The sequence below is a fragment of the Alteromonas sp. ABE4_545 genome (assembly GCF_056161325.1).
This window is the reverse complement of sequence record NZ_JBSWYY010000002.1, coordinates 127,056-150,920: the sequence shown is the minus strand read 5'-3', so window position 1 is coordinate 150,920 and position 23,865 is coordinate 127,056. Positions and strand designations below refer to the sequence as shown.

19 protein-coding genes are annotated in these 23,865 nt (G+C 47.0%); 9 read left to right on the top strand and 10 right to left on the bottom strand.

Features of this window, described 5'->3' with window-relative positions:
- Window positions 1-8: 8 nt before the first annotated feature.
- Window positions 9-248, bottom strand: a complete 240-nt coding sequence (locus tag ACXAH6_RS03110; protein ID WP_474875172.1) for a DUF6489 family protein — start codon at window positions 246-248, stop codon at window positions 9-11.
- Between the two features lie 171 nt (window positions 249-419).
- Here ACXAH6_RS03110 and mrcB point away from each other — a divergent pair, with 171 nt between their 5' ends.
- Entirely contained in the window at window positions 420-2,735 is a 2,316-nt protein-coding gene (gene mrcB / locus ACXAH6_RS03105) for a penicillin-binding protein 1B (protein WP_474875171.1), read from the top strand.
- A 125-nt stretch (window positions 2,736-2,860) separates the two neighbouring features.
- On the opposite strand, the gene ACXAH6_RS03100 is transcribed toward mrcB, so the two are convergent.
- The 4 genes from ACXAH6_RS03100 to ACXAH6_RS03085 form a co-directional block, all read right to left on the bottom strand.
- On the bottom strand, window positions 2,861-3,031 hold the full coding sequence (locus ACXAH6_RS03100; protein ID WP_474875170.1) for a hypothetical protein: 171 nt from the start codon (window positions 3,029-3,031) through the stop codon (window positions 2,861-2,863).
- A gap of 5 nt (window positions 3,032-3,036) precedes the next feature.
- Complete coding sequence (locus ACXAH6_RS03095; protein ID WP_474875169.1) at window positions 3,037-3,336, bottom strand: hypothetical protein; 300 nt, start codon at window positions 3,334-3,336, stop codon at window positions 3,037-3,039.
- Between the two features lie 305 nt (window positions 3,337-3,641).
- A complete protein-coding gene (locus ACXAH6_RS03090) occupies window positions 3,642-4,556 on the bottom strand; it encodes a DUF808 domain-containing protein (protein ID WP_474875168.1) in 915 nt (304 codons plus the stop codon).
- Between the two features lie 62 nt (window positions 4,557-4,618).
- The gene (locus ACXAH6_RS03085; protein ID WP_474875167.1) at window positions 4,619-5,386 is read right to left on the bottom strand and encodes a hypothetical protein; all 768 of its coding nucleotides are present in this window, start codon (window positions 5,384-5,386) and stop codon (window positions 4,619-4,621) included.
- A 263-nt stretch (window positions 5,387-5,649) separates the two neighbouring features.
- On the opposite strand from ACXAH6_RS03085, the gene glnK reads away from it, so the two are divergent.
- From glnK to ACXAH6_RS03065, 4 genes are all read left to right on the top strand, one after another.
- On the top strand, window positions 5,650-5,988 hold the full coding sequence (gene glnK, locus ACXAH6_RS03080; protein ID WP_474875166.1) for a P-II family nitrogen regulator: 339 nt from the start codon (window positions 5,650-5,652) through the stop codon (window positions 5,986-5,988).
- Between the two features lie 34 nt (window positions 5,989-6,022).
- On the top strand, window positions 6,023-7,258 hold the full coding sequence (locus ACXAH6_RS03075; RefSeq protein WP_474875165.1) for an ammonium transporter family protein: 1,236 nt from the start codon (window positions 6,023-6,025) through the stop codon (window positions 7,256-7,258).
- A gap of 151 nt (window positions 7,259-7,409) precedes the next feature.
- Window positions 7,410-9,098, top strand: a complete 1,689-nt coding sequence (gene ggt, locus ACXAH6_RS03070) for a gamma-glutamyltransferase (protein WP_474875164.1) — start codon at window positions 7,410-7,412, stop codon at window positions 9,096-9,098.
- Between the two features lie 40 nt (window positions 9,099-9,138).
- On the top strand, window positions 9,139-10,056 hold the full coding sequence (locus ACXAH6_RS03065; protein ID WP_474875163.1) for a Dyp-type peroxidase: 918 nt from the start codon (window positions 9,139-9,141) through the stop codon (window positions 10,054-10,056).
- A 1-nt stretch (window position 10,057) separates the two neighbouring features.
- Here the strand turns inward: ACXAH6_RS03065 and ACXAH6_RS03060 are convergent, their stop codons facing one another.
- The 3 genes from ACXAH6_RS03060 to ACXAH6_RS03050 are packed head-to-tail and all read right to left on the bottom strand — an operon-like array spanning window position 10,058 to window position 13,471.
- Entirely contained in the window at window positions 10,058-11,158 is a 1,101-nt protein-coding gene (locus tag ACXAH6_RS03060; RefSeq protein ID WP_474875162.1) for an adenylate/guanylate cyclase domain-containing protein, read from the bottom strand.
- A 15-nt stretch (window positions 11,159-11,173) separates the two neighbouring features.
- On the bottom strand, window positions 11,174-12,454 hold the full coding sequence (gene hemL / locus ACXAH6_RS03055) for a glutamate-1-semialdehyde 2,1-aminomutase (RefSeq protein WP_474875161.1): 1,281 nt from the start codon (window positions 12,452-12,454) through the stop codon (window positions 11,174-11,176).
- Window positions 12,455-12,457: 3 nt separating this feature from the next.
- On the bottom strand, window positions 12,458-13,471 hold the full coding sequence (locus tag ACXAH6_RS03050; protein WP_474875160.1) for an aspartate carbamoyltransferase: 1,014 nt from the start codon (window positions 13,469-13,471) through the stop codon (window positions 12,458-12,460).
- Between the two features lie 329 nt (window positions 13,472-13,800).
- On the opposite strand from ACXAH6_RS03050, the gene ACXAH6_RS03045 reads away from it, so the two are divergent.
- The gene (locus ACXAH6_RS03045) at window positions 13,801-14,493 is read left to right on the top strand and encodes a DUF2982 domain-containing protein (protein ID WP_474875159.1); all 693 of its coding nucleotides are present in this window, start codon (window positions 13,801-13,803) and stop codon (window positions 14,491-14,493) included.
- A 16-nt stretch (window positions 14,494-14,509) separates the two neighbouring features.
- Here the strand turns inward: ACXAH6_RS03045 and ACXAH6_RS03040 are convergent, their stop codons facing one another.
- Complete coding sequence (locus ACXAH6_RS03040; RefSeq protein WP_474875158.1) at window positions 14,510-17,647, bottom strand: hybrid sensor histidine kinase/response regulator; 3,138 nt, start codon at window positions 17,645-17,647, stop codon at window positions 14,510-14,512.
- 237 nt (window positions 17,648-17,884) lie between these two features.
- Here ACXAH6_RS03040 and parC point away from each other — a divergent pair, with 237 nt between their 5' ends.
- The 3 genes from parC (at window position 17,885) to ACXAH6_RS03025 (ending at window position 22,970) form a co-directional block, all read left to right on the top strand.
- Entirely contained in the window at window positions 17,885-20,170 is a 2,286-nt protein-coding gene (parC, locus tag ACXAH6_RS03035; protein ID WP_474875157.1) for a DNA topoisomerase IV subunit A, read from the top strand.
- 125 nt (window positions 20,171-20,295) lie between these two features.
- Window positions 20,296-20,835 (top strand): heme NO-binding domain-containing protein, encoded by a 540-nt coding sequence (locus ACXAH6_RS03030; RefSeq protein WP_474875156.1) that lies wholly within the window; start codon window positions 20,296-20,298, stop codon window positions 20,833-20,835.
- Complete coding sequence (locus tag ACXAH6_RS03025; protein ID WP_474875155.1) at window positions 20,835-22,970, top strand: putative bifunctional diguanylate cyclase/phosphodiesterase; 2,136 nt, start codon at window positions 20,835-20,837, stop codon at window positions 22,968-22,970. The genes ACXAH6_RS03030 and ACXAH6_RS03025 overlap by 1 nt, the downstream gene beginning before the upstream one ends.
- An 82-nt stretch (window positions 22,971-23,052) precedes the next feature.
- On the opposite strand, the gene ACXAH6_RS03020 is transcribed toward ACXAH6_RS03025, so the two are convergent.
- On the bottom strand, window positions 23,053-23,862 hold the full coding sequence (locus ACXAH6_RS03020; protein WP_474875154.1) for a 2-oxoadipate dioxygenase/decarboxylase family protein: 810 nt from the start codon (window positions 23,860-23,862) through the stop codon (window positions 23,053-23,055).
- Between the last annotated feature and the right edge of the window lie 3 nt (window positions 23,863-23,865).

The window sequence follows — 23,865 nt, the reverse complement described above, 5'->3', positions numbered from 1 at the left end:
CTCATACGTTATTTTTTGGTTGTGCCTGCTGTGGCAATACTCTCGAACATTTTTTGATAGAAGTTAAAAGCTTGCTGACTGCCATCCATGTAGGGTTTAAGCATAGACATGAGGGCTTCTTGATTACCTGATTGCAGTTGCTCTGCCATCATATTGATCGTAGTTTCGTGAAGTTTTGACATGTCAGGCCAGCCCATAAGTTCCCGAGCTTCTTGTGGGCTAAGGTCAACATCGATAGTGATTTTCATTCTAGATTCCTTTCCCTTGCTAGCGGTGGCGGCTGAATATTTGAACGCTATTTAACCAGATTAAAAACCAGACAATTAAATGTCCAGTACAATCTTTGTGAATACTGTGCTGGAAATTCTCAGTTGAAAACCGCAGAATTTAGTCACCATTTCTTTTAAAGCGTAGACTACGTGTCGAAAAAACAAACCGCACAGCCTAAAAAATCTTTTCACTGGCGCGCACTATTGTTCAAGCTGCTGATTGTTTTCTCAGTAATTTTTGCCGCTTATATGGTTTATCTTGACGCTCAAGTTCAGCGTTCATTCGAGGGAAATAAATGGGAAGTGCCAGCGCAGATTTTTGCTCGACCTTTGGCGCTGTCGGTAAAACAGGAAATTACAAAAAAAGAAATCCTCGATGAATTAACGTTATTGGGCTATCGAAAAGTATCCCAAGTGAAATACAGTGGCGAGTATTCAGAGGGGCCCGGAAAGTTAGTTATCATGCGCCGCGCTTTTCAGTTTCCTGATGGTTTCGACCCGCTGCGTAAGTTGAGTATAAAGTGGGAAGGGCCTCGTATTGGCTCTATTCTCGATATTGAAACTCATAAGTCGTTACAGAATGTGCGACTAGAGCCTTGGCTGGTTACGCGGTTGGTGAGCAGTAGTCGAGAAGATCGCATGTTGCTCGATATTAAAGATGTGCCTCCCATGTTAACTAATGCGCTGACCCTCGTTGAAGACCGCGACTTTTATCATCATCACGGCGTCGCTCCCCTCTCAATAATTCGTGCTTTAATGGCCAATATTGCGGCAGGTAGAACTGTGCAAGGTGGCAGTACGCTAACTCAACAATTAGTGAAAAACTTGTACCTCACACAAGAGCGTTCACTTGTAAGGAAGATAAAAGAAGCGCTGTTAGCGATCATCATTGATGCGCGTTACAGTAAATCTCGCATTCTTCAAACCTATTTAAACGAAGTCTTTCTGGCACAAAATGGCGAAATGGCGGTGCACGGATTTGGTCTCGCCAGTTATTACTTTTTCGACCGACCTGTTTATGAGCTGGATACCAGCGAGATAGCGTTGCTCGTTGGGATTATTAAAGGGCCCTCTTATTACAATCCGCGCCGAAATCCAGAGCGTGCCCTTGAGCGCCGTAATTTAGTCTTGCGCATATTGTTTGAGGCAAACGAGTTGTCTCGCGAAGAGTATGAGCTGGCAGTGAATCGCCCTCTCGGCTTGGCGTCTGGTGATAGCTTGGCAAGCGGTAAACATCCTGCGTTTATGGATAAAGTTCGACGAGAGCTTTTGGAGATCTTAGCCGATCCAAACATTCGTGAATCGGGAGTGAAGGTATTTACAACGCTGGACATCAACGCTCAACGCCGAGCAGAAATGGCTTTGACGAGCACGCTTGATAATTTGCAAGCCAATCGCGATGTGCCCCTAGAAGGCGCGGTAGTGGTGTCTGATATTAGCTCTGGCGAAATTCGGGCGATTGTGGGGGGCAAGCGCACCGCGTTTAAAGGCTTTAACCGCGCTCTTGATGCCAACCGACCCATTGGTTCTTTAGTGAAGCCTGCGGTGTACCTAACGGCGCTTGAATCGCCATTGCAGTATCATTTGGTTACCCCATTAAAAGACGAACCTATTACATTGAAGAGTGCGAGTGGGCAAACTTGGTCGCCTCAGAACTTCGACAAAAAGTTTCGAGGGGAAGTGCCCTTTATTACGGCACTCGTTAAGTCTTTGAATGTTCCAACAGTCAATTTGGGCATGGATGTAGGCTTAGAGAACGTTGCACAAACCCTGCATCGCTTAGGGGTGAAACAGGATATACAAGAAGTGCCCTCGTTATCACTTGGCGCGGTATCTATGTCGCCGTTAACCACAAACCAGATGTACCAGACTTTGGCGAATACAGGGCGCTATGCGCCATTGCATGCCGTGAGTGCGGTGGTAGCGCCGAACAATACGCTTATGTGGCAACACGCCGATTATACCCAGCAGCGAGTTGATGAAGCCGCCGCCTATTTAGTGAATTACGCGTTGTATAAAGTGACAACTGAAGGCACGGCAAAAAGGGTAGGCGCTAATTTCCCGCATATCAATTTAGCTGGGAAAACAGGGACAACGGATGATTATAGAGACAGTTGGTATAGCGGATACGACCGCAACAATCTCGTGACAGTGTGGATTGGTAATGATGACAATTTGCCAGTGAATCTAACTGGGTCAAGTGGAGCCTTACCGGTATTCATTGCATACGAAAAACAAATGGAGCCTAAGTCTTTGTCTCGGCGATTCCCTGCCACACTCGGCATTGCTCATTTTGATATTAGTACCGGTGCGGTATTAGAAGCTGGGTGTCCTAATAGCATGAGTGTACCGGCTATTCTGGCAAATTTGCCGCCCGCACAGGGATGCAAAACTACACAAGATGCGAAGTCAGCTGAAAAATCGAAAGAAAAAAGCTGGTGGCAAAAACTTTTCGGTATGGATTAAAAAAATCCTCAGGAATTTCATGGTAATAAGCGTGGGATTACGACCATGAAAAACCTGAGGCAAGGTCCTACGGGAGTAGTTAAGGTGTTGCTCCGTGAAGCCGATTAGGCTTCACGGACAGTGAATTAATGAGTAACCAAGTGCGAGCGCATGCGTGTTGAAACATGACGCTGGCTAATAGTTTGGCTCAGTGTTTTTGCTAGTAGCTTGTGGCACAGTGAAAACACACCAACAGCGGCAATAAACGTAGCTACAGGCAGTAATAGCAACAACATTAGTGCGGTGTAAGTGATCATGAGCTTTACTCTTCTTCGCCGTTCTCTTTGACTTCATCAGGCGCTAAGTCTTGGATACTGGTACGCGTTTTTACGCGTTCCTCTTTTTGCTCTGGTTCAAAATACAAACTTGCGGCAAGTAAATCTGCGGTCAGTGTTTGCTTCATTTGATATTGGCTGTGTTGGACTTCATAGTTAATCATGCCATTTAAAGCTTGCATCGCAGACTGGTTAACGCCTTTCCCTGTATCTGCCATTACCGGTGTGGCAAGCAAACCTAGGGCAACAAGTGCAGAAGCGGTAAGTGTTTTTGGCAGACGATTCATAATCCCATCCTTTTAATCAGTCAATTATGTGAAGTAGTTGTAGTGTTAATAGCTTAGTCGCAATAACTTTTGCGATAGTTGTGCCATATCTGAAATATTTTTTAAGCACATGAAAAATATGGGTTTATTTTTTTGAGTTGCTATCTCATATTTTAAGTTGAGATATTTACGACTAAAAATTAGTGAAAAACACAAACCTTGAATGGTCAAAAATACTAACAGGGGAAGTGAACGCCTACCGGGTGTTAATGCGTCGGCAGGCGAGATAGGCAGTGATAGTGAACGAATACGCCTAAAAGGTGTGATTAGCCTTTGAGCTTAGTCACCAATTTTACTAACGCGACTACAATGGCTCCACTGATTAGGCCGACTAAGCCGTCAAACCCAATGGCCGAAACCGTTTCTAATCCGCCACCGGTGGGCAGTAGTGCTTCTGCGATGTGGTGTACCATTGGTACGTTATGAGTGATGATGCCACCACCAACAAGAAACATTGCGATAGTGCCAACAATGGCGAGTAACTTCATTAATACAGGGGCGGCAATAAGCAGACCTCGGCCCATGTGGCGTTGCAATGCGTTGTATTCCCCAGTGAGTGACTTGCGCAGTAAATACAGGCCTAAGTCATCCATTTTTACAATGGCCGCAACGAGTCCGTAAACGCCTGCTGTAATACCAACACTGAGTGCACACAACACGCCTAATTGGGTGGAAAACGAGGCTGCTTGAACACTGCCTAGCGCAATAACCACAATTTCAGCTGACAAAATAAAGTCGGTCCTAATGGCGCCTTTAATTTTGTCTTTTTCCAGCGCGACAAGGTCAATATTTTGGTCGGAAAGGGCGGCTAGTCGCTGTTCTCTCTCTTCGTCATTATGCGAATGAGGGAAATATTTATGCAAAAGCTTCTCGGCACCTTCAAAGCAAAGGTATGCACCACCAAGGATCAACAGCAAGGTAATGAGTACAGGTACAAAGGCGCTGATCAACAACGCACCCGGTACAAGAATGACCTTGTTTAATAATGACCCTTTTGCAACAGCCCATACCACTGGTAGTTCTCGGTCGGGCTTTACTCCCGTGACCTGATTAGCATTGAGAGCGAGGTCATCGCCTAGCACTCCAGCCGTTTTTTTCGCGGCTACTTTTGACAAAACGGCAATATCGTCCAGCAGTGTGGCGATATCGTCAATGAGAGCGAGTAGATTAGCGGCAGCCAAAATACATCCTTAAATTTCTATTTTGAAAGGTCTTTTATAACAACAATCTGTGTGATGTGCGATCACTGTTTGTTTTTTCTATCTTCTATGAATTGGTTAAATTGACTGCGATCTGTGCAGGTTAAATTGCCACCTAATAAGCCACTGACAATTGCCATTGATTTATTGACGTTGGTACTGCAGTTGACCTTAACGGGTTTGGGTTTGTTTCGTTCTTCTTGACTCACATAACCTGCCGATAAATCCGGCGAGACTTGCTGGCGTTGGTAAGCTTTTGCGGCTTCTTCGGCAAGTATTTGCTGCTGATCAGCTCGTTGCGAAGAGAAAAAGCGGTCGAGTTGAGTTCGGCTAATATCGATTTTAGGGCGTGTTGCCGTGTCCGTTTTATCTTGTGTTAATTCCTTACCCGTGAGCGCTGGTGGTGTAGTGTCTATGGCGGGCTGCACAGCATCGGCAACTTCGGGCTTTTGTGTTGGCTCTGGTGTGGTTGGGGGTGCCATGTCGTTATTATCTTGTTCTTGCGTATTTTGCTCTTGAATACTCGGCACTGGCTCTTGTGCCACAGTTGGTGGTGCTTGTGGAGTTTCATCTGGTTTTACTTCTTCGCGTGGGGGCGCTGTCTTTACCGGTGGCGGGATGATCAATTGAGCATAAATGGGCTGCGTTTTCTTTGTCTGGATTGGCGTTGGCGTAGCTGTGCGGCTCAAGGCGATCACCACAGCAATGTGCAAACCAATAGAAAGCACCAATAAAGGGACTAACCGCTTAAACGCGTGAGTTTTGACCTCGGGTATTTCCCAATGTCGCTCTGGTGAGAAAAAATTATCCATACTATTCATGCTCAAAAGACCTGCGTATTCGGGATAAAGTTCCGGAAATTTGAGACGATCGGTGATGGATATTTCCCATTGAACAAATTTGGTGCATAAATTTTAATGTGCACCAAATTTGTGCCAAAAAATGTTTCAATTTGTATCCTCAATATCATAAATATATGATTTTCATGAATATTAATTTGTGGCACACCTCTTGTGTTATAGCTCTGTAAATCACACAACATGCAACAAAAGCAAACCACATTTGGGAGCAACACATGAAACTAGTCACAGCTATCATCAAGCCGTTCAAGCTAGATGATGTTCGTGAAGCCATTTCAGAAATCGGTATCGACGGTTTGACCGTGACCGAAGTGAAAGGTTTCGGACGTCAAAAAGGCCACACTGAGTTATATCGTGGTGCGGAATACCAAGTTGACTTTTTGCCTAAAGTTAAATTGGAAATTGCTGTACAAGACGACCAAGTTGATCGCTTAGTAGAAGCTATCGTTGGTGCGGCGAAAACGGGCAAAATCGGCGACGGTAAAGTGTTCGTTTATGACCTGGAAAGCGCAGTACGTATCCGTACTGGTGAAACTGACAGCGACGCGCTGTAAGCGCCTACGAGAACAATAAGCGGAGAAACGCACAATGGAAACAACTTTTGAACTAGCGTACGCGCTAGATACCTTTTACTTCTTGATGAGCGGTGCCCTCGTAATGTGGATGGCCGCTGGTTTTGCTATGTTGGAGGCGGGTCTAGTACGCGCTAAAAACACCACTGAAATTCTAACTAAAAACATCGCGTTGTTCGCGATTGCTTGTACGATGTACATGATTTGTGGTTACGACATCATGTATGGCGGCGGTATTTTCCTTGACGGTATCATCGCTGATGGCGCAACAGGTGTCGCTGAAGATCCAGCAACTTACGCACCTTCTGCAGATTTCTTCTTCCAGGTAGTATTCGTTGCAACGGCAATGTCTATTGTATCTGGTGCAGTTGCTGAGCGTATGAAGCTTTGGGCTTTCTTGGCATTTGCTGTGGTAATGACGGGTTTCATCTACCCAATGGAAGGTGCATGGACTTGGAACGGCGATGCTGTTTTCGGTATGTACGTATTGGGCGACCTAGGTTTCTCTGACTTTGCTGGTTCTGGTATCGTTCACATGGCTGGTGCAGCAGCTGCCCTTGCTGGTGTACTTGTACTAGGTGCTCGTAAAGGTAAATACACTGCAGACGGTAAAGTGAACGCTATCCCTGGCGCAAACTTACCACTTGCTACGCTAGGTACTTTCATCCTTTGGATGGGTTGGTTTGGCTTTAACGGTGGTTCAGTACTGGCGACTGCATCTGTAGAAAGTGCAAACTCAGTAGCGGTTGTATTCATGAACACTAACGCTGCTGCGGCAGGCGGTTGTATTGCTGCTCTTATCGTTGCTCGCATCATGTTTGGTAAAGCTGACCTCACTATGGCGCTTAACGGTGCGTTGGCTGGCCTTGTTGCTATCACTGCAGAACCTTCTACTCCTACTGCTCTTGAAGCTACTATCTTCGGTGCGCTAGGCGGTATCTTGGTAGTATTCAGCATTGTTGGTCTTGATAAGCTTAAGATTGACGATCCAGTAGGTGCTATCTCTGTTCACGGTGTAGTGGGTCTTCTTGGTTTGTTGCTTGTTCCAGTTACTGGCGAAGCAAGCTTCTCAGGCCAAATCATTGGCGCATTGACTATCTTCGTATGGGTATTCGTTACTAGCTTGGTTGTGTGGTTGATTATCAAAGCTGTGATGGGTGTACGTGTTAGCGAAGAAGAAGAATTCGAAGGTGTAGACGTAAGCGAGTGTGGTCTGGAAGCATACCCAGATTTCACTGGTGGTCGTTCATAAGCTTCGACACGTGATTTAAGATTGGGCAGCTAAATAATAATAATAAGCCTATATCCCTTCGACTGTAGCCCCGCTTCGTGCGGGGCTTTTTTCTTTTTATACGGGTCTAAGCAGAGTATGCTATGACAAACGGTAATAATAAGAATACGTTATGCAACGACTCTGTTTTCTCACACTCTTTGTTTTAGGGCTGAGTACGCCTTGTTTTGGTTATGACCGCGTGACGGGGGAAATGTTTGCAAGTCGCTCAGAAGTGATTGCACAACACGGCATGGCGGCGACGAGTCAACCTCTGGCTACGCAAGTAGCATTAGATATATTAAAGCAAGGGGGGAATGCCATCGACGCTGCGATTGCAGCTAATGCGGTACTGGGAGTGGTAGAACCCACAGGTGCTGGCATTGGTGGCGATCTTTTCGCGATTGTGTGGGATGCAAAAAACAAAGCGCTTGTTGGGCTAAATGCTTCTGGTCGGTCACCTAAGTCTTTGAAAAAATCCTATTTCGCTGAGCAGGGGCTGACGAAAATCCCTGCATTTGGCCCCTTGCCTGTCTCTGTTCCCGGTGCCGTAGACGGGTGGTTTATGCTGCATGATCGTTTTGGCTCATTGCCAATGACAACCCTGTTAACGCCAGCCATTCAATATGCCCGAGAAGGGTTTCCCGTTTCAGAGCTGATCGCGTATTACTGGGGCGTAAACGCGAAACGCATTGGGCAGTATCCCGATTTCGCAGCAACCTTTTTACCCAATGGTCGACCATTGAAAAAAGGCGAAATATTTACCAATGTAGGCCTCGCTGTAACTTATGAAAAAATTGCAACAGGCGGACGAGACGCCTTTTACAAAGGCGATATTGCACGAGCAATAGGTGCTTACATGCAAGCTAACGGCGGCTTTTTGTCGTATGACGATTTGGCGAGTCACACATCGGAATGGGTGAACCCTGTATCGACTAACTATCGCGGATACGATGTGTGGGAGTTGCCGCCCAATGGACAAGGTATTGCTGCGCTGCAAATACTCAATATATTGGAAGGGTATGATATAGATGGAATGGGGTTCGGTTCGACCGATTATATTCACACCTTTGTCGAAGCGAAAAAACTCGCCTTTGCAGATCGCGCTAAATTCTACGCTGCCCCTGCTTTTCACGACATTCCCACCGAACAACTGATTTCAAAGCAGTATGCCAACACGCGACGAGCGCTAATTTCGCCAATAAAAGCCGCACAACGTGTGGATGCCGGTATGGTGGATGGCGATACCATTTATATGACGGTGGCAGACAAAGACGGCAATATGGTGTCGCTTATTCAGAGTAATTATCGCGGTATGGGGTCTGGTATGTCTCCGCCGGGGTTAGGTTTTGTGCTGCAAAATCGCGGTGAGCTCTTCACCTTAGAAGAAGGTCATTACAATGAATATGCGCCTGGCAAGCGACCGTTTCACACCATTATTCCGGCTTTTGTCACACGGAATGGTCAGCCTTGGCTAAGCTTTGGTGTAATGGGCGGTGCAACACAGCCTCAAATGCACGTACAAATATTAGTGAATATGATTGATTTTGGTATGAACTTACAAGAAGCTGGCGACGCACCACGTATACTACACAGCGGCTCAAGCAGCCCCACGGGGCATTTGATGACAGAGGGCGGCTATATCAGTTTGGAGTCAGGGTTCGACCCTAAGGTGATACGAGAACTTCAAAAGCGCGGTCATGTTATACGCGATGTAGTAGGCGCATACGGCGGTTATCAAGCCATTATGAAAGACAGTGAGCATGGCGTATATTACGGCGCATCAGAAAGCCGAAAAGACGGTCAGGCAGCGGGGTATTAACGTGTTGAAATTGCGTCGAGAACAATAAAAAAGGAAAGCTATGTCTCAGCCACAGAAAGGTATTTGTGCCGAACCCAATCTGCATGCTCAATATCTGTTTTTTAATATCATCGACGATGATACGCAAACCGTTAGAAGTAAACTTGCTCGTGTGCTAGATATTTTCGACTACTACGATGCCGAACATTATGAAGCGATGGTTACGGGTGTGGTGGCTATTGGCAGTGACTTTTGGAATGAGATATACGATGGTCTCATTCCTCAGGAACTCGCCCCTTTTCCCGACATGCAGTGTGAAGATCGTATTGCACCAGTGACCCAATGTGACCTTTTTATTCAAATTCGGGCTGACAGGCTCGATATTTGTCATGCGATTGGCGTTGAGGTAATGGACTTACTGAGATTGCATGTGGACTTGGTTGAACAAGTGCGCAGTTTTCGGTATCTCGACGGCCGAGATTTAAACGGCTTTATTTATGCCGCAGACAACCCTAGAGGCATGCACCGCAGACAAGTCGCAATTGTGGGAGATGATGACACAGATTTTTGTGGCGGTAGCTATGTACATGTTCAACGTTTTCGTCACGATTTACGCCGTTGGCATAGCTTGTCGGAACGTCAACAAGAGGAAGCTATCGGGCGCACCAAAGAGCACAACTTAGTGAGTAGCGAGTGCTCCGACTATTCCCACGCCGTGCGCGCAGATACCAGACACGATGACGAGTCTCTTCCGGGGTTACTGAAACAAGGAATGCCTTATGGCGATATTATTAGTCAGGGATTAATGTCGATAACCTGTTCAGCGAGTGCGCAACCTTTCAAACGTATGTTGCATAGCCAAATTTTCGGTTCAGGAAAGGGCGACTACGACCGCTGGTTAGATTTTACAAATGCTGAAACTGGTGCTGCGTTTTTTGCCCCATCTGCTACCTTTATTAAAGCGCACGCAAAAGGCTAAGTTAGTCACGCATACTAAAAGAGCCGTCCCAATCGCTTGGCAGTGTTTGGGTTTGGTAGTGTCGACAAGACTCGATGTGATGCAGCAGTAGAGGGTCATCTGGGTTGACTGAAAGCGCTTGTTCAAAGATGGCCAGCGCAGCCTCAAAGTCTTGCTGTATGCGCAGTTGTAACCCTTGTTCGATAAGCGCTTTTGTTGCCAGCTTGGCTTGTTTTTGGTGGTCAGGTAAATGATTGAACACTTCGTATATTTTCACCGGTGCTTGGCGCCCTTTTACTCTTACCCAGTCTAATGGGCGATACTCAATTCCTTCCTCACCGCTTAAACACTCGCGTACTTGTTCACTTATAACGATATCAGCATGATATTTGGGCGCTAGGCCTTCTAACCGGAACGCAATGTTAACGCTGTCACCTATGACCGTGGTATCCATGCGGTCATCAGAACCCACGGTGCCAATGATAACGGGGCCAAAGTGAATACCTACACCAATATTGATCCCTTCGTAACCGCTATTCGCACGGTGTTGGTTGTACAAAAAGATTGCGTTGCGCAAGTCGATAGCGGCAAGGATGGCGTCGTAGGCCTTTTGCTGCGGGCTACCGCCGGGGTGATCAAACAGCGCCATAATCGCATCGCCAATAAATTTGTCGATAAACCCTCTATTTTGATGAATGGGGGCATTCATTCGTAAGAAATAGGAGTTGAGAAAATTCATAAGCTCCTGAGGTGACATTCGCTCAGATAAGCCTGTAAAGCCGCGAATATCGCAAAATAAAATCGCCACTTCGTCTTCGTCGGCGTGGCCAAGTTCCAGTACGTCAGAGCCGTGCTTGGCGAAGTGATCAACAAACTGTTTAGGGACGAATTTCTGAAATGTTTGATTGAACCGCATGGCTTCGTCGGCTTTGTCTAGAAAGCGCTGACTGGCTTGTTCTTGTGCGGTTGAGCGGATAGTACCGCCGTGGGGAATAACGCGCTGTTGTGCTTTTGCTTGCCGACGTTGGCGTTGTTTGGCTCGCACTACACCTAAGGTTAATACAATACTGTAGACCGACGTTATCGCGAGTGCGAGGTATAGCCAATTTGAAACGTCGGTCACAGTACTTCTCTCCTGTTACAGCGCGCCTAACACCTTATCAGCTGCAGCTAGGGTGTCTGCTACAATCTCTGCTGAGTGCGCTTTCGACATAAAACCCGCTTCGTATGAGGCTGGCGCTAGGTAAACACCTTCGTTTAGCATGCCGTGATAAAAGGTTTTAAATTGCTCTGTATTGCAATTAATGGCTTGTTGATAGTTGGTCACTTTCTCCACGTCTGTGAAGAATAGCCCAAACATGCTGCCTACGTAGTTAATAGACATTGGAATACCGTGTTTGTTCGCCAAGGCTAAAAAGCCCTCAGCTAATTGCTTGGTATTCTCAAAAATGGACGGGTACAAATCATCAGCCTGTAATTGATCAAGTGCGGCTAGGCCTGCAGCCATTGCTACTGGGTTACCCGACAATGTACCTGCTTGATAAATTGGGCCTGTCGGCGCAACATGAGTCAATATTTCGCGCTTGCCACCAAACGCCCCAACCGGCATACCACCGCCAATAACCTTGCCTAAACAGGTTAGATCAGGCTTCACTTTGTAGTGCTCTTGCGCTCCACCGCGACTCACGCGAAAGCCAGTCATCACTTCGTCAAAAATTAACACTGCACCGTATTGGTCACAAATAGCTCTTAGCCCTTCTAAGAAGCCGGGCACCGGCGGAATGCAGTTCATGTTGCCCGCTACTGGCTCAACAATGATGCAGGCAATGTCTTCTCCGCATTCTTCAAACACGGTTTTTACGCTGTCTAAATTGTTAAATTCAACCGTTAGCGTATGTTTGGCGTAATCGGCAGGGACACCAGGTGAACTGGGTACGCCAAGAGTGAGAGCTCCCGACCCTGCTTTTACCAGTAGTGAGTCGGCGTGACCGTGATAACACCCTTCAAATTTAACGAGCTTGTTGCGACCAGTATAACCACGAGCCAAGCGAATGGCTGACATGGTTGCTTCGGTACCCGAATTTACCATACGTACCATTTCCATCGACGGTACCATAGCGGCCACTTTTTCGGCCATGATCACTTCGGCTTCTGTCGGCGCGCCAAAACTCAATCCATTTTGTGCGGCTTCTATTACTGCGTTGCGAATGCGCTCATTATTGTGGCCCAACACCATTGGCCCCCAAGACTGGATGTAATCGATATAACGTTTGCCGTCTACATCCCAAATGTATGGGCCATCTGCTTTAGTGATAAAACGTGGGGTGCCACCGACGGCTTTAAAAGCGCGAACAGGGGAGTTCACACCACCGGGGATTGTTTGTTGGGCTCGCTGGAATAGGGCTTCTGATCGTTGCATGTATTACTTGCTCTTGTTGGTGAACCACACAACGTCGCGTTCGTAGTTTTGTACGATATCGGCTACGCCTAGCGTGAGCGCAAACAGCGCCATTCGTACTAACACGCCGTTGTCTGTCTGACGAAATATGGCCAGATTGGGGTTGAGGTTAAGGTCATTGTCCAGTTCATTGGCTTCCATACGAGAATCGCGAGGTAATGGATGCATGATCACGGTTTTAGACTGGAAATGCTTGGTGTAGATATTTTGATTTAGACGAAACTTACCACGGTACTTATTGGCTTCATCTTGGGACGGGAATCGCTCTTCCTGAATACGGGTTTGATAGCAAATATCCGCATCCATATTCCCTTCTAGTTGGTCTGTGATCGTTAATTTGTGACCAGAACTTTCGATGGTATCAAGGATCTCAGCTGGCATTGACAATTCGACTGGCGAAATTAACGTAAAGCGGATTTGTTTAAACAAACACAATAGCTTCGACAAAGAGTGAACGGTTCTGCCGTGGCGCAAGTCGCCAATCATCGCAATGTGCATACCGTCAATGCTCTTGCCGTGGTACTCAAGCTCCCGCTGAATGGTGAATAAATCTAACAGCGCTTGGGTAGGGTGTTCGTTGGCGCCGTCGCCGCCATTCAATACTGGTACACGGCTGCCTTCAGCAAATTCACTGACAGAACCCGCCGCCGGATGGCGCATCGCGATAATATCGGAATAGCCACTGAGTACACGTGCGGTATCGTAGAGTGATTCGCCTTTGGCTAAGGCCGAATTGGCCATCCCCGTGGTTTCGCGTACTTCGCCACCGAGAAGGTTAAATGCGGTGCCAAAACTAACCCTTGTGCGTGTACTGGGTTCGAAGAACAGGTTACCTAAAATGGCACCGTCCAGTACAGTTGTGCGCTTTTGCCGGTTGGCATAAGGTTGCATGTTTTTAGCGACGGAAAAAACGCGATCAATAGCATCGCGATTAAACTGATTTACAGAGAGAATATGATTGCCGGTGAATTCTGACATGAGTACTTGAATGCTTGATTGAACCGCGACTAGTCTAGCAAATAATCACTGTAACTCGCAGTAAATTCCCATTAATATTTTGATCATGAGCAACACAATCTGCCCTTTCTTTTATCGCACGTGTATCCCGTGACGGTATTAAACGGGTTGACGCAGTGATCGCATTGTCGCAATTATCGATATAAAACCTGTGGTAACTGAACCTGTGACGAATCAGCAAAAAAACAAAGTGAAGGCGAGACAAGCTTGGTGGCGAACCAATTGCCCTCGTTGTCAGCGCATTCGCCTTTATATTATTTGGGCCATTATTATGTTTGTGGTGTATTTCTATGTCTGGCAGTAATGAGGCGGTCATTGCCGTACGTGCGAACGCGAAACGCAATGGCATCACAACACTGATTATCGGCGGAGTAGCTCTGCTGGTGGGTACTCTATGGCTGGTGCTACTGCCCGAATGGCTTTTTTTAGCCGGTATATTTGTGGTGAGCGGCGCATTAGTCACGCTGTTGATTGGCTGGTTTAAACTCCGAGAGCCTGAGCACAGCTTGCTTATTACCCCACATGCAATCCGCTACTTACACAGGTCTGGAAATTGGCTGTTAGAATGGGACAACATCCAACGCTTTGGTTGCCCGCGTATACGCCGAGGGTTAGACCATTTAGAGTTGGAGATGATTGCGCTGCGTATAAAAGACTACGGGCCATTTATACAGTCGTTGTCGCCGCGGCTTGCCACTCATTTATTAATGGAGCAACGCCCGTTGTTGTTGCAAAAAGACGATGACAATTGCGCTACGGGCGCCTGCTACAATCAAGATTTTCTCGATGATACGCACTTTAAACTTACCAATGGTGAGGTGTTGAGTGGAGTACAAGCCATGATAGCTAATCGTATGAAACAACTGCGAGCGGGGTTGGGATACGATGTGTTTATTGCGGCCAATGAACTCGACCGTTCACCACAAGCGTTTATTCAGTTACTTCACGAATGCCAAAACACTCGCACTGACGCACAGTCGTGAGCTTGTCGCACCGCTATTAATACAGGGTGGCGTCTTGCAGCATTTTGTCACCTTGTGCACACAATATCTCGGCTTCTAAAATCAGCGCGGGCAATTGCTCGGCAACAATAAAGTGTTGGCTGGTTTTTAGCGCGCCTTCTATTTCATCGGCTAGCGCTTGCAGTTTGGGCGACCCGGTATAGCACGCAGCTCCATGCAGGCGGTGAATTTCTAATTGCAATTGGTGGTAGTTGCGGTCGTGCCACTCGCGTTTAATGATTTCAATCGAACTGGGTAGCATGTCGAGGAAATCTCGCAGTAATTCACGCGCCGCATCGTCGCTACCATTAGTGCGTTTTATGGCTAATTGCCAATCGAGAGTGGGCAAGGCCATGGTTGCTTCGGTTGCCGAATCACACCAGCGGTGAATTAAGTCGATCAAGGCCTGCACATCGATGGGTTTTGGTAAGTAATCGTCCATGCCAGACGCAAGTAAGCGCTCTTGCTCTTCTTTAAAGGCGTGGGCTGTTACCGCAATAATCGGCGTACCTAAGTTTAACTCTGTTTGACGAATATAACGGCAGGCTTGCAAACCGTCCATTCCGGGCATTTGTACGTCCATTAAAATAAGGTCGTACTCATTTGCCTGACACAGTTGTACCGCTTCTTTACCGCCTCCTGCGAGGGTGAGTTGAGCCCCTGATTGACTGATCCAGGTTTTGAGCAACTTGAGGTTCATTTCCATATCATCCACGGCCAAAATACGCACTCTCGGCAAGTTTGCCAATTTACTTTGTAGTGGGTTTTTCGGCTTGGCGCCACGCTGATGTTGTAGCCCATCGAGCTTCCAAGGCGTCATGGGCATACGAGCTTGTGTATGGAAATGCTGGCTCAAATTGGGGTGTTGATTAAACGGGTCTGGGCCTGAATACCACAGCACGCGCTTTTCCGCTTTAAACTGAATCAGTTCAGGTAACCGCTTTTCTCTTTCAAACAGCCGCGACACTGGCATCACAGCAAATAAATAATCGGGCACAAAATCGATGGTGCGGAGAAAGTCCATATGCTCAACGGTTGTCACCTTAGCGCCCAAATAATGCAGTAATGCGGCACCCGCTCGTCGAGTGGCAGGAATGGGGTCATACAACACGACTGTTTTACCAAACCACTCTTGTGTGGGCGTGAGAGAATACCGTTGGCTTAGTTGGTTAGTGCGCAGCGTGATACTAAAGCTACTGCCCAAACCTGGGGTACTTTGCAGTTGCAAATTACCTCGCATCATCCGCACTAATTCTTGGCAAATAACCAAGCCTAGGCCAGTACCCTGATAATTGCGGTTGATGGCATCGTCGACTTGCGAAAAAGCGGTAAAGAGCTTTTTTCTGTCCTTGCGGCTAATACCAATACCCGTGTCTTCAATGATAATTTCAAGTTCGTGGATACCGTGAGGGAGCTGGCGACCTTTTACTCGCAACGCAATATAGCCTGAGGAGGTAAATTTCAGCGCATTGCCGAGCAGGTTGTTCAATACTTGTTTGATGCGAAACACGTCGCCGATGAGCTTTTCGGGCAAGGGCGCAAGGTCAAACACGAACTCGATTTTTTTCATGTGCGCCGATTTCGACATCATAGTGACCATTTCTTCCAGCAATTGGCTCGGAGAGAAAGGCTGATTATTAATTTGCAGTTTACCGGCTTCGATTTTAGAAAAGTCGAGCACGTTATTAACAATAGACAATAAGTTGTCTGCGGCAGAGTTGATAATACGTACTTGCTCTTGTTTTTCGGGGGCAAGTGACAAATTGTTCAATTCTTTACTGAATCCCAGAATGGCATTCAGTGGTGTACGAATTTCATGGCTCATATTGGCCAAAAATTGTGATTTAACGTTGCTTGCTTTGATGGCGTCTTTTCGCGCGATATCGAGACGCGCGTTTTGCTCTTCAATCAGCTCCATGTTGTGGCGCAATTCGTCGGTGGCGTTATTCACTTCTTTCTCAAGCTGGCTGCGGCTTTTTTCCATCAGCGCGAGAGAAAATAAGCCAGCTTCAAGGAACACGCCCACTTGGAAGCAGTAGGTAGTAAAGGTGTTCGATGGCAATACGCCAATTAAGCTCAACATGCCTATCACGGCACCAGAAGCGAGTAAGCTCCACGCGAATATGAAATAACGGGCAGGTTTAAAGTGGTTAAAGTAAGCCTCGAACCCGGCAAAGATATAACTGCATATGGCGGCGATACCGATGCCATAAACTAGGTTGTTTTCCCATATATGCGGCAACACACCAGCAAGAGAAACCAAGCCCATTAAAATTTGTAACGCCAATAAAAAAATAACAACAGGTGATGCGGTTGGCGCGTGTTCTCGAATGTCCAGGAAGGTGACGGCGAAAAAGCCGGAGCTTATGCCTATAATGACAAAAATCAGTTCAGTGTGTTCAGCTAGCCATGGCGAAAGCCCCATAGGTGCAAGCATTTGCACGTGCCCGCCCCATACAAATTGCCATAACAACACCGTGATAATGTACCCAACATAGGCCAGTAAGCTCGGTTCTCTGGCTCCGAAATAAAGCACTAAGTTGTAGATGGCGAGAATGATCAAACCGCCATAAAACAGCCCCCACAGTAAGTTGTCTAACTGTAACTCATAAGTGTGTTGTGCCGCGGGGATAACCATGAGCGGCGCAATCAGGCTTGAGGAATGACTCTCAACTCGTATATAAAGCTCTAGAGGCTGGGCGAGTGGCAATTCTGCGCGAATTGTCGGGCGCCGATGCAGTTGCTCTGATTGCCTTTTGCCTTGATGGCTTTGAAACAACACGCGGTTATCTGCCACCAGATAAAAGTCGACTTTGTCGAGTTGGGAAAAGTTCATCTCGAACACCCACTCTCGAATATCACTCACGTTACTAATTTTATTGGATAGCCAAAGCCCTCTATTGTGAAAGCCAAAGTTGGGGTTGTCGTCGATATGCCAAAGAAAATCACCGCGTACACTCATGACTTCGCCAATGGTCATTGGGCCATTTTCTTCAAAATAATACGCGTAGTAATCTGACAGACGCACCGAGGCGTCATCACCATAGAGTTGGACGGTCGACTGCCCGAATGCAGATACGCTCAACAACAGCATCAACAACGCTGTGAGAGTCTGGCGGATAACGTTCAACTGCATGGGCGAAGAATTATAAGTGTAGTGTGTTGCTATTAAACCATTAGTGAATGCGAGTCGCAAAAATTATGTGCCAGAGTTGGTAACCGCTATCGCAACACGTTAATTTACGGTGACAATCGCTTGATGACTGCACGCAGGCGTTGCACTGTGAATCACTTTACCCCACAATGAGTTTGAGCGTGCAAGCTTCATCTCCAAGCGCCCTAAAGCAGTGAATAACGAGAACAAGAATAATCCATGAGTGACGAAATTATTATCAATCGTGATGGCATAGAGCAACTTCCGTTACGTAAATTTACCGAAGACGCGTACTTGAACTATTCGATGTACGTAATTATGGATCGCGCCTTACCTCATATTGGCGATGGCCTCAAACCCGTTCAGCGACGCATTATTTACGCCATGTCCGATCTTGGCCTTAGCGCGACAGCAAAATACAAAAAGTCTGCGCGTACGGTAGGTGATGTGCTCGGTAAGTTCCACCCTCATGGTGACTCTGCTTGTTACGAAGCCATGGTGTTGATGGCGCAGCCTTTTTCTTATCGCTATCCGTTGATCGATGGGCAGGGTAACTGGGGTGCTCCTGACGATCCTAAGTCGTTTGCTGCCATGCGTTACACCGAAGCGCGTTTGTCGCGTTTCAGCGAAGTTTTACTGTCTGAATTGGGGCAAGGTACGGCCGATTGGGTACCGAACTTCGACGGCACGCTAAAAGAGCCTAAAGTCTTGCCTGCGCGACTGCCGCATATTTTACTCAATGGAGTAACGGGGATTGCCGTTGGTATGGCCACAGATATTCCGCCTCACAATGTGCGTGAGTTGGCCAACGCGTGTGCGCTGTTGCTAGACAACAATAAAGCGGAACTGAGCGACTTACTAACGTTTGTTCAAGGCCCAGATTTCCCCACCGACGCAGAAATCATTACACCGCGCGATGAAATTGCGCGTTTGTACACCACAGGGCGAGGGTCTATCAAGATGCGCGCTGTGTTCAGTGAGGAAAACGGCGATGTAGTGATTACCGCGTTGCCACATCAAGCCTCAGGAGCGAAGGTGCTGGAGCAGATTGCTTCACAAATGCAGGACAAAAAGTTACCCATGGTGTCAGATTTACGCGATGAATCGGACCATGAAAACCCAACGCGTTTAGTGATCACGCCACGCTCAAACCGCGTCGATACTGAACAACTAATGCAACACTTGTTCGCCACAACGGACCTAGAAAAAAGTTATCGTGTTAACCTCAACATGATTGGTCTGGATGGACGCCCTCAAGTAAAAGACTTAAAGACCATTCTCAGTGAGTGGCTGGTTTACCGAAAAGACACAGTAACGCGACGCCTGCAATATCGGTTAGACAAGGTACTGGCACGCCTACACATTTTAGAAGGTTTATTAATTGCCTTCCTAAACATCGATGAAGTCATCGAGATTATTCGTTATCACGACGAGCCGAAAGCTGAGCTGATGCGTCGGTTTGGCTTAAGTGATACGCAAGCTGAAGCCATTCTGGAACTCAAATTACGTCATCTTGCCAAACTGGAAGAAATGAAGATCAAAGGCGAGCAAGCGGAACTCGCTGAAGAACGCGACAAGTTACAAACATTGCTTGGCTCGGATCGCCGCATGAAAACGCTGATTAAGAAAGAGATTTTAGCCGATGCCGAGAAATACGGAGATGATCGCCGTTCGCCGCTAGTAGAGAGAAGCGAAGCCAAAGCGCTTAGCGAGAAAGAGTTGATCCCAGCTGAGGCTGTGACAGTGGTTGTGTCTGAAAAAGGATGGGCGCGATGTGCAAAAGGGCACGATATTAATGTTGAAGGGCTGAGTTATAAAGCGGGTGATGGTTACCTCGCCAGCGCGAGCGGTAGAAGTAACCAACCTGTGGTTTTCCTCGACACTTCAGGACGAGCTTTTTCATGTGATGCACACAGCTTACCTTCGGCCCGTAGCCAAGGCGAACCTCTGACAGGACGTTTTAGTTTGGTTGCCGGGGAGCAATTTTCTCATGTGATCATGGGAGAAGAAAATCAGCACTATTTGATCGGCTCAGATGCAGGCTATGGTTTTGTTGGCACCTTTAAAGATATGGTCAGTAAAAACAAAGCCGGTAAGGCGTATTTGTCGCTGCCGACAGCCGCAAAAGTGATGGTACCCAAGCGAGTAATTAATTTAGACAGCGATTGGTGCTTGTGTATTTCGAACGAAGGGCGCATGCTATTATTTCCATTGCGTGATTTACCCAGCTTAGGTAAAGGAAAAGGTAACAAGCTGATCAACATTCCTTCTGCCAAATCGCAGTCGCGGGAAGAGTACATGAAAGTACTCACCGTTGTACCTGATGGCGCGGCGGTAAAAGTGATTGCAGGGAAACGCAACATGACCTTAACGGCCAGCGACCTAGAGCATTATCAAGGCGAGCGCGGGCGTCGAGGAAACAAATTACCACGAGGCTTACAACGTGTTGACGACGTTGAAGTCGAGCTACCTCAGGCGGCACCTTCAGAGGACGAGGAAGCCTAGTTTTTCGTGTAAAAACAATGCGGGTAGGGCTGTTGTTCACTTTTAGTCGATAATGAGAGTGATGCGCTAGACGATTGCATATTATTGTCTACACTCAAAATTATACGGCTATTGGGAGAACCGCTTTGCTCGGAATTGTATTTACGACCCTCGTGGAGATGCTCGAAGAGAAAATCTCTCCAGAGTTCGCCGATGAAGTCTTGGTGGACGCGCAGTTAGAGAACGACGGTGCTTTTACCGCCGTCGGATACTACCCCTTCGAAGACATGCAAAAATTGCTTGGTGTGCTTTGCGAAAAAACAGGCAAAGAAGCCAACGAGTTATTGCACATGTTTGGCGAATACTTATTTGGCGTGTTGGCAGCAGCACATTCCCAAGTAATGGACAGAAAAAACTCACTGTTCGCCACCCTGCTTAGCCTAGACGATGATATTCACGTTCAAGTTCTCAGGTTATATCCAGACTCTGATTTACCTTCGTTTCAAGTTGTCGACCATTCAGAAAACTTCTTACGCATTAAATATGTCTCTAAGCGCAATTTGTATGCGTTAGCTGAAGGATTGATCGACGGCGCGGCGGCTCACTTCAACGAAAAAATAGAGCGTGAAACACGTGAATGTGAGCAACCCAATACGTACGAGTTCACAATTAAGCTGGTGAAATAGTGACAACGGTCGACGCTTCACAGTCTATTTTAGAGCGGCGCTTAGCTCGAGAGCGAAAAGCGCGAAAGCACGCCGAGCTTTTGTTGTCGGAGAAAAGCTCGGAGCTTTATGAAGCGTTGAAAACCAGCCGTACCTCGCAAGAAAAGCTTGAGTTGGCGTTGTGGGCCAGCCAAGAGTCGTTATGGGAGTGGGTGGCCGAAAACGACGCCTTTTCGGTGCGCTCTTTTACCCGTCGAGGAGCAAAACCTCGAGAGTGGCATGGTTCGGCTTTTGAAATGCTCGCTCATGTACACGATGACGACAAAATCAATTTGCAGTTCCATTGGTCAATGGCGGTGCACAGTGGCCGCGACAGTATAGAAGTGGCATTTCGATATCGCAGTTTACAAGGCATGCAGTGGATGCGTATGCGTGGGCGTGTATTGGAGCGTGATGAAAATGGCACGGGTATTTTTATCATCGGTACCACCAAAGATATTACCCAGCAGCGCAAAGCTGAGCAGTCGTTTCATTTAATGGCGTCGGCTTTTTCCAGTTCACGAGAACCCATGTTGGTACTGTCACCAGAGCTGACAATTACGGAGTGTAATTCGGCGTTTTTAAAAATGATCGGGGTTCAGCATCGCGAAGCGTGTATTGGTGACTCTCTGGCAAAATACTTAGTTGACGCACAAGATTCGCTACAACTCATTATGCAAAAACCACAATTGCGGTTTGAAGCTGAGTTAAGCGTGCAAGATGAGCCAGCTATACCAGTAGATGTATCGATTGCCGTTTTTGAAGCGCAATTACAAACATCGGCTTATCTCATTGCCACATTACGGGACATCAGTGAGCGTCAGCGCAATGAATTGCGCTTGCGTCAATTAGCATTACACGATGATTTAACCGGTCTTAAAAACCGTTGGGGTTTGCGGGAGAGTATGACGAAGGAGTTGGAGGAGCACGCCGAGTTTTGTGTTGTTTTCCTCGACTTAGACGGTTTCAAGCAACTCAACGATGCGGCAGGTCATGAGGCTGGAGATACAGGTCTAGTGCGCGTTGCCAAAATACTGCGCGACCGATTTGAACCCCAAGGTATTGTAACCCGCTGGGGAGGCGACGAATTTGTGGTGTTGGTGCCCCATCTGACCAGCGAAGGCTGCAAACACATTTGTGAAGACCTGATCGTCGAGATAGAAGCAGACGTGGTTAAAGTACAACATACCGAGTTGTCGCTGTCGGCCAGTGTAGGTATAGCGCGCTTTCCCGAACACGGTAATACCACTGAAAACTTAATTCAGAACGCCGATGCCGCCATGTACCAAGCCAAAACCAATGGCAAACGGCAAGTGTTTATTTATCAACCCGGTCTCACTGAGAGTATGAAAGAGCGGGTGAGCATGGTGAGTGAGTTACGTCGAGCGATCACTAATCGTTCGTTAGACTTTTATTTGCAAGGTAAGTACACCGTTAACGGTAAGCTCAAAAGTGCTGAGTTGCTGTGCCGCTGGAATTCCACCTTACATGGCATGGTGTCTCCGGCGGTGTTTATTCCATTAGCAGAGGCTAACAACCTCGATATGGACATCGGCTTTTTGGCGGTAGAAGCCGCGTGTGACTACCTGTCGTTGTACACCGAACACGATATTGCGATCACCATGGCGGTGAACATCAGTGCAAACCAGTTATTGGATTCAACCTTTGCAGAAAAAGCCCGAGACATGTGTGACCGGAAAAACGTGCCGCCTCACTTGTTAGAAATTGAAATTACCGAATCAATATTTATGCGTGACGAAAAAAGCGCATTAATGGCACTGAGTCGGTTACGTGATAAAGGGTTTAAAATTGCCCTAGACGATTTTGGAAGCGGGTTTTCGTCGCTGGGATATCTGCGTAGTTTCGAGTTTGAAGTAGTGAAAATTGATCAAACCTTGGTCAGAGATATTCATATTAACAGCAAGGTACGCTCGTTACTTCAAGGTATTGTGTCTATGCTGGAAGGGTTACAAGTTGATATTGTAGTGGAAGGCGTGGAAAGCGTGGAATACTTACCGCTATTAAAAGAAATGAATGTCACTCTGCTGCAAGGGTATTTATTTGATAAACCCATGCCTTATGAGGCGTTTTTACTCAAGCACTCACGTGCAGGTTAGTGCATTGCTTAAGAAATAAAAACGCCGCGTGTCAGTGATAAACCGCGGCGTCTTTGTTCGGTACACAAAAGGTCAACAAGCCTTAGCTATTGACGTTTGTGCTCTCAAAGATTTTGTCGGCAGATGCTGCAACAAAGCCCTGATAGTATTCACCGTTTTCCATTTTGTAGCGTTGAGCAAACTCGTAAAAGCAGCTCGGGATTGCCACGGTTGTATCGGCGAAAGCCACATCGTGTTTATCGGCCATAGTTGAAGACTGTGCAAGGCATACATCTTCCCCACCCTTAATTTCACCGCCAGAAGTATTCAAGACAAAGCCCGCTTCTTTGAGCAATGTATTAACGTCTACCAGCTCTTGGGTTTGCGCTAGATGATTAACACTCACTGTAAAGTGATTGGCTCTAAAGCCCCAAGCAGCAAGCCAAGCGGCGTATTCAGACTCATTGAGTAAAGTATCGTATTCTACTTTACTAACCTGCCAGTGTTGGCCAGAGTACAGAAAATTGTCTGCGGTCACTGCATTGCCATCCATTTGCTCCACGAGCTTGTGGATAATGGCTTGAGCTTGGCTGCTCAGCTCTTCAACCCGCAACTCGCTAATAAACACCTTGGGCTTAGTGGTATCAGGGTGCTCATAGTGCTTAGCGGTGAGCTTCTTAGCTTCAAAGTTGTAGTTGCCTTTCTCTTCGTAGCCAAGTGCTAAAAAGTGGGCAGCTAACTTAGGTAATGTGGTTTTATCTAAGTTAAAAGTGCGAAACGCCACGTGGTCATTCACAATGTCGCTGGTACTTTCTTCACCGAGTAACAACGCGTGAATTTTTTCCGCTGAAGGCGTAATGCGAATGTAGTCTTCCCACATGTTGCCAAATAATTGATCAATATTCGTATGCATGGC

Bases quoted from the DNA above. Each gene is read 5' to 3' on its own strand.
- ACXAH6_RS03110 (WP_474875172.1), bottom strand. From the start codon at position 248: ATGAAAATCACTATCGATGTTGACCTTAGCCCACAAGAAGCTCGGGAA.
- ACXAH6_RS03100 (WP_474875170.1), bottom strand. From the start codon at position 3,031: ATGATCACTTACACCGCACTAATGTTGTTGCTATTACTGCCTGTAGCT.
- ACXAH6_RS03095 (WP_474875169.1), bottom strand. From the start codon at position 3,336: ATGAATCGTCTGCCAAAAACACTTACCGCTTCTGCACTTGTTGCCCTA.
- ACXAH6_RS03085 (WP_474875167.1), bottom strand. From the start codon at position 5,386: ATGGATAATTTTTTCTCACCAGAGCGACATTGGGAAATACCCGAGGTC.
- glnK (WP_474875166.1), top strand. From the start codon at position 5,650: ATGAAACTAGTCACAGCTATCATCAAGCCGTTCAAGCTAGATGATGTT.
- ACXAH6_RS03075 (WP_474875165.1), top strand. From the start codon at position 6,023: ATGGAAACAACTTTTGAACTAGCGTACGCGCTAGATACCTTTTACTTC.
- ggt (WP_474875164.1), top strand. From the start codon at position 7,410: ATGCAACGACTCTGTTTTCTCACACTCTTTGTTTTAGGGCTGAGTACG.
- ACXAH6_RS03065 (WP_474875163.1), top strand. From the start codon at position 9,139: ATGTCTCAGCCACAGAAAGGTATTTGTGCCGAACCCAATCTGCATGCT.
- hemL (WP_474875161.1), bottom strand. From the start codon at position 12,454: ATGCAACGATCAGAAGCCCTATTCCAGCGAGCCCAACAAACAATCCCC.
- ACXAH6_RS03050 (WP_474875160.1), bottom strand. From the start codon at position 13,471: ATGTCAGAATTCACCGGCAATCATATTCTCTCTGTAAATCAGTTTAAT.
- ACXAH6_RS03045 (WP_474875159.1), top strand. From the start codon at position 13,801: ATGTCTGGCAGTAATGAGGCGGTCATTGCCGTACGTGCGAACGCGAAA.
- ACXAH6_RS03040 (WP_474875158.1), bottom strand. From the start codon at position 17,647: ATGCAGTTGAACGTTATCCGCCAGACTCTCACAGCGTTGTTGATGCTG.
- parC (WP_474875157.1), top strand. From the start codon at position 17,885: ATGAGTGACGAAATTATTATCAATCGTGATGGCATAGAGCAACTTCCG.
- ACXAH6_RS03020 (WP_474875154.1), bottom strand. From the start codon at position 23,862: ATGCATACGAATATTGATCAATTATTTGGCAACATGTGGGAAGACTAC.